Below are 13,027 nucleotides of genomic sequence, written 5' to 3' on the forward strand. Positions count from 1 at the left end.
CTGTAGCCCAGCGAGTGGTTAGAGAGTTCAATAACCTTGCCGCTATAGGTTTTGCCATTGAAGGTTAAGGTGACAACATCGTCTTTCTGCGCATCGCCGCCAACCGGCCCCGTGATGATCGTCTTATGCAGGTCGGACTCGGCTTTACTGATAATGTCATCACTTGCGACGGTATCGATGCCGATAGAGGCGCTGGCGTCCAGATCCAGACCCACGGTACGATCCGCGGTTGCCGTGGTTTCGTTACCATGACTATCCGTGGTGTGAATGCTCGCATGAATCACCGGATCGTTGACCAGGTTCTGGGTGTCCACCGGGATATGATAGCCGAGGCCACCGTTCGCCAGCTTCTCCACCGTGCCTGAGTAGTGCTGACCATTAATCACCAGCTCAACGGTATCGTACTCTTTCGCATCGCCGCTTACCGTGCCGCTGATGGTGGTCTTACCGTTATGGTCCGTCGATTCTTTGATGTTGATGAAGTTATCATCCGTCACGCCATCAATGGTGATATGCGATTGGGTGTACATATCAGCGCTAATGGTTTTCGTCGCAGAATGCGTGACGCTGTTCCCTGCCGCATCGCTGGAGGTGACCGAAATGGTAATTTCCGGATGACTCATCAGCATATGGGTATTCATCGGGAAGCTATAGCCCAGCTTGCCGCCCGCCAGCGTGACAACAACGCCTTGCATCACCGGGACGCCATCCAGCTGCAACTCCACCACATCCCCGGCCGCCGCATCCACGCCGGTGACGGTACCGGCGATCTGCGTGATACCGCCGTTTGCGGAAAACTCCTTGATATTAATAACGTCATCACCGGCAATGGTACCAATATGCACCTGGTTTACCGCAAAGTTGTCGATATGCACGCTGTAGTTGCTGATCGCCGTCACTTCGTTGCCTACCGCATCATGCGAGACAACCGTCGCCTTGATGTTGACGTTTTTATCCTGGTGGCCCTGGTTGTTGCTGAACGCCGACGAGTCGACCGGGATTTGGTAGCCCAGTTGACCGTTATTCAGCGTAATGACTTCACCCGTAAACGTGTGGCCATTGATCTCAAGGCTGACAACGTCGTGAAGCTTCGCATCACCATCGACGGTGCCGGTGATGAGTTGCTGAGCCATATTCAGTTCGCTATGGTTCAGGGTGTTATCGGCGGTCACCTTATCAATCGTAATGCTCGCTTCCGCGTGCAGATCGATATGCACCATATGGTCGTGCGTTACCGTTGACGGGTTACCGTGTTCATCGACGGTTGAAATGGAGACATGGACCTTCTGGTCGCTGCCATCTTTCAGATTATCGGTGCTGACTTCAATGCTGTAGCCCAGCGAGTGGTTAGAGAGTTCAATAACCTTGCCGCTATAGGTTTTGCCATTGAAGGTTAAGGTGACAACATCATCTTTCTGCGCATCGCCGCCAACCGGCCCCGTGATGATCGTCTTATGCAGGTTGGACTCGGCTTTACTGATAATGTCATCACTTGCGACGGTATCGATGCCGATAGAGGCGCTGGCGTCCAGATCCAGCCCAACGTGGTGTTTCGTCACCGCCGTCATTTCGTTGCCATGCTCGTCCGTGGTATGGATGCTGGCATGAATCACCGGGTTGTTGACCAGGTTCTGGGTATCCACCGGGATATGGTAGACCAGATTGCCGTTCGCCAGCTTCTCCACTTCCCCCGAATAGTGTTGACCATTAATCACCAGCTGAACGGTGTCATGCTCTTTTGCATCTCCGCTCACCGTGCCACTGATGGTGGTCTTGCCGTGATTGTCCGTCGATTCCTTGATGTTGATAAAGTTATCAGCCGTCACGTCATCAATGGTGATATACGACTGTGTATACAGATCGGCGCTGATGGTTTTGGTTTCAGAATGCGTGATGCTGTTCCCTGCCGGATCCGTAGAGGTAACAGAAACCGTAAATTCCGGATGAGTTACCAGCTTATGGCTATTTACCGGGATGCTATAGCCCAGTCCACCGCCCGCCAGCGCGATAACCACACTGTGAATCACCTCGCCGCCCTTCAGTGCCAGGGTAACCGCATCCCCCACCTTCGCATCCACGCCGGTTACGGTACCGGCGATCTGCGTAAAGCCGCCGTTCGCGGAAAACTCCTTAATATTAATAAGGTCATCACCCGCGACGGTATCGATATGTACCGTGTTTTCCGCGAAGTTGTCGATATGCACATCATGGCTGCTGGTGGCAATAGCCAGGTTGCCCGCCGCATCGTGGGAGGTGACGCTGACATGGACCGTCACCTCTTTCAGCACATGACCGACGTTGTCAGAGAACGCTGCAGAATCCACCTCGATGCGATAACCGAGGGTATTTTTCCCGGTATCAATCACCTGGCCGTGATACTGGTGGCCGTTAATCTCTACCAGCACCGGGTCGCCCGCTTTCGCGTCTTCCCCGCGCACGTTTCCGGTAATCACCTGCTTCGCCGCCGACAGCTCAGTAAAGTTAAGGGTGTTATCGGCAGTGACATCATGAATATTGACGGTGTTATGCGCTTTAGTGTCCAGCACCACGGTACGGTGCGCCAGCGCGGTCACTTCGTTACCCACCGCATCGTGGCTGACCAGCGTCACCACCACCGCATTTTTACCTTCCTTCAGCGTGCCGACCGGCACCGCCACTTCGTAGCGCAGTTCGCCGTTATCATCGACCACCGTTCCGGTAAAACCCTGCCCCCGCACGCTGACGGTCACAGCATCGCCCGCTTTGGCATCGCCGCCTGCCACGCCGCTTATCAGCGTGGTCATGCGGTTTTCAATGGCGTTGACCACATTGTCGTTCGCGACGGTATCGATATGTACCGTGTTTTCCGCGAAGTTGTCGACATGCACTTCGTGGCTGCTGGTGGCAATCGCCAGATTGCCCGCCGCATCGTGGGAGGTGATGCTGACATGGACCGTCACCTCTTTCAGCACATGACCGACGTTGTCAGAGAACGCCGCAGAATCCACCTCGATGCGATAACCGAGGGTATTTTTCCCGGTATCAATCACCTGGCCGTGATACTGGTGGCCGTTAATCTCCACCAGAACCGGGTCGCCCGCTTTCGCATCTTCCCCGCGCACGTTTCCGGTAATCGTCTGCTTCGCCGCCGACAACTCAGTAAAGTTCAGGGTGTTGTCGGCGGTGACATCATGAATATTGACGGTGTTATGCGCTTTAGTGTCCAGCACCACGGTACGGTGCGCCAGCGCAGTCACTTCGTTGCCCGCGGCATCATGGCTGACCAGCGTCACCTGCACATCATTTTTACCTTCGCGCAGCGTGCCGACCGGCACCGCGATTTCATAGCGCAGCTCGCCGTTAACATCGACCACCGTTCCGGTAAAGTCCTGACCCTGCACGCGGACGGTCACGGCATCATTGACCGCCGCATCGCCGCCTGCCACGCCGCTAATCAGCGTCGTCATGCGGTTTTCAATGGCGTTAACCACATTGTCGTTCGCGACGGTGTCGATATGCACCGTGTTTTCCGCGAAGTTATCGATATGCACGCTGTGGGTATCGGTGGCAATCGCCAGGTTGCCCGCCGCATCGTGAGAGGTGACCGTTACCTTCACGTCCATATAACCATCGACTTTTGCAACGTTGTTGGCAAAATCGGCAGCGTTCACCGCAATACGATAGCCCAGCGTGCTATTGCCGAGATCGATGATCTGACCGTTGTACTGGTGACCGTTGATCTCTACCAGTACCGGGTCGCCCGCTTTCGCGTCTTCCCCGCTGACGGTTCCGGAAATCACCTGGTTACGCATATACAGCTCAGCACGATTCAGGGTGTTATCTGTCGTGACATCATCAATCGTGAGGACGTTATGTGCCTGGGTGTCCAGCACCACGGTGCGGTGCGTCACAGCAGTGGCTTCATTACCTACCGCGTCATGGCTTACCAGCGTCACCTGCACATCGTTAGCCCCCTCGTTGAGGGTTGCGGAAGGCACAACGATTTCATAGCGTAGCTGGCCATGATCGTCGAAAACCGTACCGTGAAACGCTTTGCCCTGAATGGTCAACGTGACCGGATCACCCGCTTTCGCATCACCGCTGGCAATGCCAGAAATAATGGTCGGCATACGAAACTCATTAGCGTTGACGACATCATCATTCGCCACCGTTTCAATGGTCACGGCATTTTGCGCATACAGGTCGTTATCGACATGATGATCCGTGGAAACAATGGTGGTATTTCCTGCGTCGTCAGTAGAGGTTAACGTGGCGTGGATGTTCGGGTCATGCAGTAACCCCTGGGTCAGTACCGGGATGGTATAAGTCAGAGTCCCATTTCCGGGGTCGGTAACAACACCGGTATATTCTTTACCATCAACCAATAAAGTAACGATATCGCCGGGTTTAGTGTCGCCGCCGACCGACCCGTGGATCAGGGTTTGCGGCTGACGTGACTCTTCGTAGTTAATGAGGTTATCCGGCGTGACATTATCAACGGTAATGTCGATGTGTGGTCCGGTAATATCAATCAGCGCATGATCAAAACTTTCTGCCGTCCGTCCCGTCACATCGGTGGCTATTGCCACCACTGTTACATTTCCCGGGACCAGTCCCCCCAGATCGGTATCAATATTCCAGTGCCCGTTGCTCACCGGAACAGTAACGGTGAATGTGTTTTTTTGGCTATCGGTGAAGGTGAGTGTGATGTGATTTTGATTACTGGTGCCGCTTAAATGGGTCTGATGGAATTCGCTTTTGTTAATGAAACCGTCGTTGCCGGCAAACTCGGTAATTTGTACCTCAGGCGGGAAAACACTCGCGGAACCTGCGGTAACTCCCCCTATCGGCAGATTGATATCCCAGTTCGGGCTTCCCAGACCTTTGGTGTTAAAACCTGCTGTCGGATCAACCACCTGCCCGGTCAATTCAAGCTGAACCAGAGTGTGCCCCCCGCCGCCACCTTCTAATGTTACCGGTGCTTCATTACCCGCCGCGGTGGCTTCCAGCACCTGCGTCGGGTCAGCGCCATCGGCAATGGCCTTTTGTGCGGCGGCAATATCCTGAGCACTACTTTCCGGATGATGGCTAACCTGTAACCCGTGCTCACCCCAATGGCTATTACGGCCTATATCCAGCGTTTTTCCGTCTGGTAAAGAGATACTTACCGCGCCGCTGGCACCGGTCACAATTTCTTCACCGCTATATACCCTGTCGCCTTCATGAACCAGTCGTTGTGCACCATTGGCATCAACTACGTAAACCTGTCCAATAATTGCTTTGATCACACCGAGTAATTTGCTCACCGTAACCTCACTTAATTACCATCATTATTTTTATAAACTCGTTAATATATTAACGAACAAATATCACATTCAATTAATGTAAACATTAATATCTCAATGTAGAAAAAAACACATTTTATAGAATGCAATTACATGAGACTTGACTGACAAATGAATATAATAAAAAATAACCAAAAATAAAACACGATGTGACAAAACATGTCGCTGAATAGCTGATTACAGTCATCAATTAAGACAATTCATATTTGTTAATTAATATAACGTGTTTGTAAAAATGGATGATAGCGACGACACCTGGATGTCATAACCGTGAGATATAGGGCATTCATGTCATGAAGAAGTTTTTAGTTTTTCTGCTTTCATGTTTTTCAATAAATGCAGTAAACGCAGAAGACTTACAAAATACCGTTAAAGATGCATTAGCGAATCATCCTGAAGTTAATGCTGCAATAAATAGCCGTTATTCCTCGGAGCAAGATCTGCGGGCGGCACAAGGTGGCTATTTGCCATCACTGAATTTAAATGCCGAGGCCGGGCGCAAAAATGTTGATGATGCAACTACCCGCGCTGCAGGACGCAATAACGGTCTGACTCAATCACCTAACGAGGCGACTATCAGCCTCGAGCAGAATGTGTTTAACGGCTTTGCGACCAACAGCGAAGTGGCGCGACAAAAAGCGACCGTTGACTCACGCGCCTATGGTGTGATGAACACCAGTGAAAGCACCGCTTATGCGGTGATTCAGGCCTATTTCGACGTGCTGCAACGCGAAGAGTTTGTTCGCCTTGCTGAAGACGATCTGGCGAACCACGAGCGCATTTACGACCAGATAAAACTGCGTACCGATCAGGGCGTTGGGCGCTCCGGGGATTTTATGCAGGCCGAAGCGCGTCTGGCGCAGGCGCGAAACAACCTGCTGACCGAGCAGACTAACCTTGAAGACGCGAAAACCACCTTTGTCAGCGTGACGGGCATGGATCCGCAGGGCTTAAGCCAGCCAGAAAGCATTGACTCTCAGCTGCCAACCTCGCTGGAAGATGCCAAAAGTCGGATGGAAAAAAATAATCCATTACTGAAGTCTGCCAATGCGGACATCGAAGCTGCGCACCAGCAGTATGAAGCGTCGAAATCAACCTTCTATCCACGTGTGGACGTTGAGCTTTCCCGAGGGATTAGCAACAACACCGATACCACCAGCGCACACACCGAAGAGTGGGAAGCGATGGTCAAACTGCATTACAACCTGTACCAGGGCGGCAGCGACAAAGCCAACATGAACTCCCGCGCTTATCTGCACAAGCAGGCTCAGGATGTACGTAATAACACGCTGCGCCAGCTGAATCAGGAGCTACGCCTGGCCTGGACCGCACTGCAAAACGCTCGCGCCCAGCTTCCTTCGGCGGAAGAATATGCCGACCGCAGCGTCAAAGTGCGCACGGCTTATCAGGATCAATTTAGTCTTGGCGAGCGTACGCTGCTGGATTTACTCGATAGTGAAAATGAAGTGTTCTCCTCTAAACGCCGTCTTGTTGAATTACGTTATCTGGCCATGACCAGTGGCTATCGTATTAGCGAACGCACCGGGGAATTAATGAATATTCTAAAAATCACACCGCCGCCTTCGGGGCAACCGGTAGATTCAGCAGAAGAAAATAGCTTACCGGAACTTCATTAATAATTATTAATCCCCAATAAATCCCTGACCTGCACGCTTATAATTAGCTTGCTATTATTTAACCGTGCACGGTCAGAATGGTTGCGAAAATGAGTGCACAAGCCGAATTATTAAATGACGTCCCTGAGAATTACGCTCGTCCTAATTCTCAACATCACGACCCACGTAGCCATAATGACGACCCGTTATTAGATAGCTTACTGATTCTGTGTTCTCTGCACGGTAAACCGGCGAGTCGTTCAACATTAAGCAGTGGCCTGCCATTAGAAAACGATCGGCTCACGCTGAATATATTTCCACGCGCAGCGGCAAGGGCCGGTTTAAAGGCGCGAGTCGTCACGCGCACGCTCGATAAAATTCCGGCAATGTCTCTGCCTGCTGTCTTGTTATTGAATGCAGGGGGAACCGGGGTGTTGTTGGCCTGGAACGATGACGGTAGCGCCCGTTTTATGCCCAGCGAAAGCGAAGGTGGGGAAATTTGCGTTGATGCTGCCACGCTTGAGCAAAACTATGCGGGCAAAGTCATTTTTGCGCATCCGCGCCACGAATTCGATTTGCAGGCAGAGGCCTTTTTGCCGCGCACCAAATCCTGGTTTAAAGACACGCTGAAGCTGTCACGTTTTCTGTATATGGATGCGGTATTGGCCAGTCTGTTAATCAACCTGATTGCGCTCGGCACACCGCTCTTTACCATGAATGTGTATGACCGCGTCGTGCCAAACCAGGCAACGGTCACATTATGGGTGCTGGCAGTCGGCATCTGCCTGGCTTTTGTCTTTGATCTGATTTTAAAAATGCTGCGCGGTATCTGCCTTGATATTGCAGGTAAGAAAAGCGATCTCATCATCTCTTCGACCCTGTTTGAGCGCATTGTCGGTATGGAGATGAAAGAGCGCCCGGCACGCGTGGGCAGCTTTGCACAAAACATTCACGAGTTTCAGTCACTGCGTGATTTCCTCTCATCCCTCACTTTGACGACAATTATCGATTTGCCCTTCACCCTGTTACTGCTGGTTGTTATTGGCATTATCGGCGGCGCGCTGGCATGGATCCCGGTACTGACATTACCGATTGCCCTATTGTGCAGTTGGGCACTACAAAAGCCGGTCAACGCTGCGGTGGCAAAAACCATGAGCCTCGCCAGCGAACGTCAGGCACTACTGATTGAAACCCTGAGCAGTCTGGATGCCATCAAAGTGAATAATGCCCAAAGCGAACGCCAGTTCCAGTGGGAACAAACGCTGGGCAGCCTGAGCCGTCTCGAACTGCGGGTGAAAACCTTGTCCAGCCTGGCCAGCAACCTTACCGGCTGGTTCCAGCAAATTTCAGGCGTGGTGATGATCATCGTCGGGGTGTACATGATTATCGACGGCAAACTGAGTATGGGTGGCTTGATCGCCTGCTACATGCTTAACGGCCGGGCACTCATGCCGCTGGGTCAGCTCACTGGCCTTATCGCCCGCTATCAGCAGGCGAAACTGACCATCAAAAACACTGAGAAAATGATGTCGCTGACGCAGGAGCGCCGTGCGGATGAAAACCCACTCAAGCGTGAACAGTTACAGGGCAGTATTGAATTTCGCGATGTGGATTTCAGCTATCCGGAGCAACAAAACCTGTCGCTGCACAAAATTAACCTGACCATTCAGCCCGGTGAGCGCATCGGCATTATCGGGCGCAGCGGTTCCGGTAAAAGTTCGTTGAGTAAACTAATCGTCAATTTATACCAGCCGAGCGCCGGGAACCTGCTGATCGATGGTATCGACTCTCGCCAGCTGGATGTGAACGATCTGCGCCACAGCATCGGCTACGTGCCACAGGACATCCAGCTATTCAACGGCACGCTGCGCGATAACCTGCTGTGCGGAGCGCGCTATGTCGATGACGAAACCATGCTGCGAGCGGCAGAACTGGCTGGCGTCAACGAATTCGCACGCCTGCATCCCGACGGCTATAACCTGCAGGTCGGCGAACGCGGCTCCCAGCTTTCCGGTGGGCAACGGCAGGCGGTGGCGCTCGCGCGCGCACTGTTGCTTGATCCCCCTCTCCTGCTACTGGATGAACCCACCAGTTCGATGGACAACACCAGCGAAGAGAAGATCAAACACGCGCTGGCCCCCTGTATTGCGGGAAAAACGTTATTACTGGTCACGCACCGCGCTTCCATGCTGTCGCTGGTTGACCGTCTGATTATTGTTGATAAAGGTCGCATCATCGCAGACGGTCCGAAAGGGGTAGTGATGGATGCGTTGAAAAAGGGGCAAATTAATGCGTCTCGCTGATCTCCTGACTCGTGCCCGCAGCTATATGCAGCACTATTTTCGCGGTCGTGATGAAAATCAAACCGACAGTATTAATGAGGTCAGTCAGGCCATAATTGATGACGCCCCAAGAGTGATACGACTGACGTTGTGGGTGATCCTCGCGCTGGTGGTGCTGTCCTTCATCTGGGCTGGTTTTGCAAAAATTGATGAAGTGACACGCGGTGAAGGCAAAGCGATCCCTTCATCAAAACTGCAAAAAATCCAGAACCTGGAAGGGGGCATTGTCACCGAGCTGTACGTGCATGAAGGGCAAATCGTTAACGCCGGAACTCCACTACTGCACCTCGATGACACGCGCTTCGCCTCCAACGTGGGTGAAACTGAAGCCGACAAACTCGGTCTGCGCGCCAAGGTAGAACGCCTGACGGCGGAAGTTGAAAACCGGGACTTTGTGATTTCACCCGAGATAGCCAGCCAGGCGCCGGAAGTCGCCCGGGGAGAAACCGAGCTGTACAACAGCCGCCGGGAACAATTTCACAACGAAATTTCCGGGCTCGAAGAACAGCTGGTGCAGAAAAAACAGGAACTGCGCGACTTTGAGTCAAAGGAGGATCAGTTTAAGCACAGCCTCGGGTTAATCCGTCAGGAAATCAAAATGTCCGAGCCGCTGCTCGCTTCAGGCGCCATTTCAAAAGTCGAACTGTTGCGACTGCGTCGTACCGAAGTGGAAACCGCCGGGCAGCTCAATTCTATTAGCCTGTCGCTGCCCAAGGCTACGTCAGAAATTAAAGAGATTGAGAATAAAATCGGTGAAAGCCGTGGCCGTTTCCAGAGCGATGCGCTGGCCCAACTCAATGAAGCTCGCACCAATCTGAGTAAAACCCAGGCAAGCGTTAAAGCACTGGAGGATCGGGTGAACCGTACCATGGTCACCTCACCGGTGCGGGGTATCGTCCAGCAGGTGATGGTGAATACTATCGGCGGCGTCATTCAACCGGGCAGCGATCTGGTGGAAATCGTTCCGCTGGATGACAAACTGTTAATCGAAGCCAAAATCCAGCCGCGCGATATCGCCTTCCTCCATCCGGGTCAACATGCGATGGTGAAATTTACCGCTTACGATTACACCATCTATGGCGGTCTGCAAGGCGAAGTAGTGCAGATAAGCCCGGACACCGTTACCGATAAGCAGGGGCGAAGCTTTTATATTGTGCGTTTGCAGACGGATAAAAATTACCTGGGAACAAAAGAGCATCCGATGCTGATCATTCCCGGCATGGTGGCGAGCGTCGATATTCTCACCGGCAAGAAAACGATTCTGAGCTACCTGTTAAAACCGATTATTCGCGCACGCGCGGAAGCACTCAGAGAACGTTGATCGGTTGCGCTCCCTTACATTTTGCCGGGGAGCGCATGAATTTATAACGGCGTGCAAAAAGAGAGCTTTCCACGATTCAGGGTGATTTTCCCGTCATTAACCAGCTCCTGTAACACCTTATGGATAGCACTACGTGAAATATGGTTACGGGTCAAAATAAAAGTATACACGGATGTTTTCTCGCGAACCTCTGGCTCCATCGACCAGATATATTTTACGTGTTCAATAATCTGCTCACGAATAGTACGGTGCGACTGCAACGCTTCACGCTGAAAATAACGTTGAAGATGATGCGTTAAGATATCAAACGCCTGCTTCCATAAGTTTTTGGTCGTAAACAGGTGATCGGCATTTTGTACGCTCATCGCCCACATTTCACAATCGGTATCACAACGCAAATAGTGGCCAGCCACTTCCGTACGCATTTGTGGCAGGCCGAGAATAGCAGGTGCAGAAATACTCACGGTGACTAAATCGTTTTCCACACGATAAACAGAGACAGTCCCTTTCTCCAGAAATAAGATTTGTCCATCGGTCTTCAAATCAATACGCTGACGTTTTTTACGTAACGACAGCCAGGCATTATCCGACTTCTTCATTTCATCGCCAACGAGCACTACAGCATTTTCAATTTCTTTCTGGAACATGGGACTCTCTACCGCAAATTATGGCTTAGTCAAAAAGATGGTTAAATTTACTCGGCACTAAAAATAAATGTCAGCTCGCAAACAAGCTGACATTTATTCCCATCTACATCTACCACCGGCATTCCCTGGTGCCATTGACGCGTTAAGGTTCATGCTGTTTTCGCGTGGTGGTGTCAGGCAGTATATGGCGCTGTCCATAAAGAATTAATGGCAATCATCTTTGTCGACATTTTTTCATCTTTCTGTTCTTTGCAGAGTAGCCAAAAAGATACAATCAATTGATTTTAATGGGTTTTATTTTCATTAAAAAGTTATCATTCTTGTTATATCATGATACCAAATTGCAACACTTCGCGGTTCTCGCTGTGGAATCAGGTCCATGCTGGTGGTCTTTATAGGCTCAGTGGTATCATGACTAAACAACCACCAGACGCATCATCAAGAGTAGAGACAATATGTCTGAGACTGGCAATGTCAGTTATCTGATTGAAAATAGAATAATATTTACGCCAGCCACACAATGTCTGGCGCGGGTAGATCACCCCAATCAGCGGATAAAACTCAAACACTCAGCGTCGCTATGTCTTTTATTACTTATTCAACATCGCGGGCAAGTGGTTTCTCAAAACGAATTGCTGGAATTCGGTTGGGGTAAAAATCACCGGCAGGTGAGTTTCAACGCCTTTTATCAAAGCATTCTCTCGTTGCGTAAAAGCTTACTGCAGCTGGAGCTTGAACAACCGCTGATCACAACGATCCCCCGCAAAGGGCTGATCATTCAGGAAGAGTTTGATATTCAGGTCATTGAAACACCGGAGGAGAACTCTGCTTCTGCTGAAGAATCCTTAGCGCCAGATGCCACCATTGAGGAATTTTTGGCTGACACACCGCGCCAACCTTTGATAACGGCTGCAGAAAGAGTAATGTTGGCACTTACCCTGATAATTTGTGTGCTTATATTATATCCGTGGCAAGCCAGCGATGATTATTTCTCCGGCTATATCACTGCGGATAAAGCACCCACTGGCTGTCAGTATTATTTCAATAACGATGCCAGTAATTTCTCCCGGCATACCGCGTTTATCGACAAAAACCCAGGACTGTGTCAGAGCCATAAATTTATCTATATCACGACCTATCCTGAGTCTAAGAAACTGTCCGTACTGGTGTGTCGCTCACCGATAAAAGCCAGGCAAGAAAATGCCTGTCAGTCGGTATATTACCCACGGTATGATAGCTAATGAACTTATATTCCCGAACGTCCCGCATCCAGACAGGTATTATCCTGCTGCTTTGTTTTGCTGCGCTTATTCTTACTGTCGTCTATCGGTACAGTAAGAACAATGGCGAGTTACATGATCTCACCTGCCGCTCTGCGATCGAAATTGTACGCAATACAAGCTCGTTCCGAGGGATTATTGATATTAAAACCGGGGGCAGTAAAGGTATTGTGAATATTGATGGTATTATCAAAGATGCCGAAAATAATGAGCAAACCGTGCAACGCATGGTACTTTTTACACAATCCAGCTACGGCTCAAGCCCGGTTTGGATTTCACAGAAAATCCAAATTTCCAATCGCGAAACAGCTCCCGCCAGCCTTATTCAGGAACTCCTCCCCGATTTTTTCCTGACCAACACCAGCGTATCCAACGTCGATTTTTTTGCACTGAACAGCGAGACATACCTGATTACCAAAGAGGGGATCCCCTATCTGTACTGCCAGAATTATGCTTTGCCGGAAAATCAATAATCCGTCAGCACCCTGGCGGTAAAA

The 13,027-nt window shown here is 50.9% G+C and carries 7 protein-coding genes; 5 read left to right on the plus strand and 2 right to left on the minus strand.

The window, feature by feature from the left end:
* On the minus strand, positions 1–5,285 hold a 5,285-nt coding region (locus OGX83_RS18255; RefSeq protein WP_286588827.1), incomplete at its 3' end, for a retention module-containing protein.
* A 332-nt stretch (positions 5,286–5,617) separates the two neighbouring features.
* Between OGX83_RS18255 and OGX83_RS18260 the strand changes: the two genes are divergently transcribed.
* From OGX83_RS18260 to OGX83_RS18270, 3 genes are all read left to right on the plus strand, one after another.
* Complete coding sequence (locus OGX83_RS18260) at positions 5,618–6,961, plus strand: TolC family outer membrane protein (protein WP_057068072.1); 1,344 nt, start codon at positions 5,618–5,620, stop codon at positions 6,959–6,961.
* A gap of 89 nt (positions 6,962–7,050) precedes the next feature.
* On the plus strand, positions 7,051–9,243 hold the full coding sequence (locus OGX83_RS18265; RefSeq protein ID WP_233899583.1) for a type I secretion system permease/ATPase: 2,193 nt from the start codon (positions 7,051–7,053) through the stop codon (positions 9,241–9,243).
* A complete protein-coding gene (locus OGX83_RS18270; protein ID WP_053069349.1) occupies positions 9,230–10,603 on the plus strand; it encodes an HlyD family type I secretion periplasmic adaptor subunit in 1,374 nt (457 codons plus the stop codon). Before OGX83_RS18265 ends, OGX83_RS18270 begins: the two co-directional genes overlap by 14 nt.
* 41 nt (positions 10,604–10,644) lie before the next feature.
* Here OGX83_RS18270 and OGX83_RS18275 read toward each other — a convergent pair whose 3' ends face one another.
* Positions 10,645–11,250 carry a helix-turn-helix domain-containing protein gene (locus OGX83_RS18275; protein ID WP_008785664.1) on the minus strand — a complete coding sequence of 202 codons (606 nt, stop codon included), beginning with the start codon at positions 11,248–11,250 and terminating at the stop codon, positions 10,645–10,647.
* 455 nt (positions 11,251–11,705) lie between these two features.
* Between OGX83_RS18275 and OGX83_RS18280 the strand changes: the two genes are divergently transcribed.
* Entirely contained in the window at positions 11,706–12,491 is a 786-nt protein-coding gene (locus tag OGX83_RS18280) for a winged helix-turn-helix domain-containing protein (protein ID WP_286588834.1), read from the plus strand.
* Positions 12,491–13,003, plus strand: coding sequence for a YqeJ family protein (locus OGX83_RS18285; protein ID WP_286588836.1), 513 nt, complete (start codon positions 12,491–12,493; stop codon positions 13,001–13,003). The genes OGX83_RS18280 and OGX83_RS18285 overlap by 1 nt, the downstream gene beginning before the upstream one ends.
* Positions 13,004–13,027 lie beyond the last annotated feature (24 nt).

Origin of the sequence: Citrobacter sp. Cpo074 (assembly GCF_030332745.1) — a bacterium.
GTDB lineage: Bacteria > Pseudomonadota > Gammaproteobacteria > Enterobacterales > Enterobacteriaceae > Citrobacter > Citrobacter portucalensis.

What these genes read in the sequence shown, in the direction of transcription:
- OGX83_RS18285 (WP_286588836.1), top strand. Translation starts at nt 12,491, where the DNA reads ATGAACTTATATTCCCGAACGTCCCGCATCCAGACAGGTATTATCCTG.
- OGX83_RS18270 (WP_053069349.1), top strand. Translation starts at nt 9,230, where the DNA reads ATGCGTCTCGCTGATCTCCTGACTCGTGCCCGCAGCTATATGCAGCAC.
- OGX83_RS18275 (WP_008785664.1), bottom strand. Translation starts at nt 11,250, where the DNA reads ATGTTCCAGAAAGAAATTGAAAATGCTGTAGTGCTCGTTGGCGATGAA.
- OGX83_RS18265 (WP_233899583.1), top strand. Translation starts at nt 7,051, where the DNA reads ATGAGTGCACAAGCCGAATTATTAAATGACGTCCCTGAGAATTACGCT.
- OGX83_RS18260 (WP_057068072.1), top strand. Translation starts at nt 5,618, where the DNA reads ATGAAGAAGTTTTTAGTTTTTCTGCTTTCATGTTTTTCAATAAATGCA.
- OGX83_RS18280 (WP_286588834.1), top strand. Translation starts at nt 11,706, where the DNA reads ATGTCTGAGACTGGCAATGTCAGTTATCTGATTGAAAATAGAATAATA.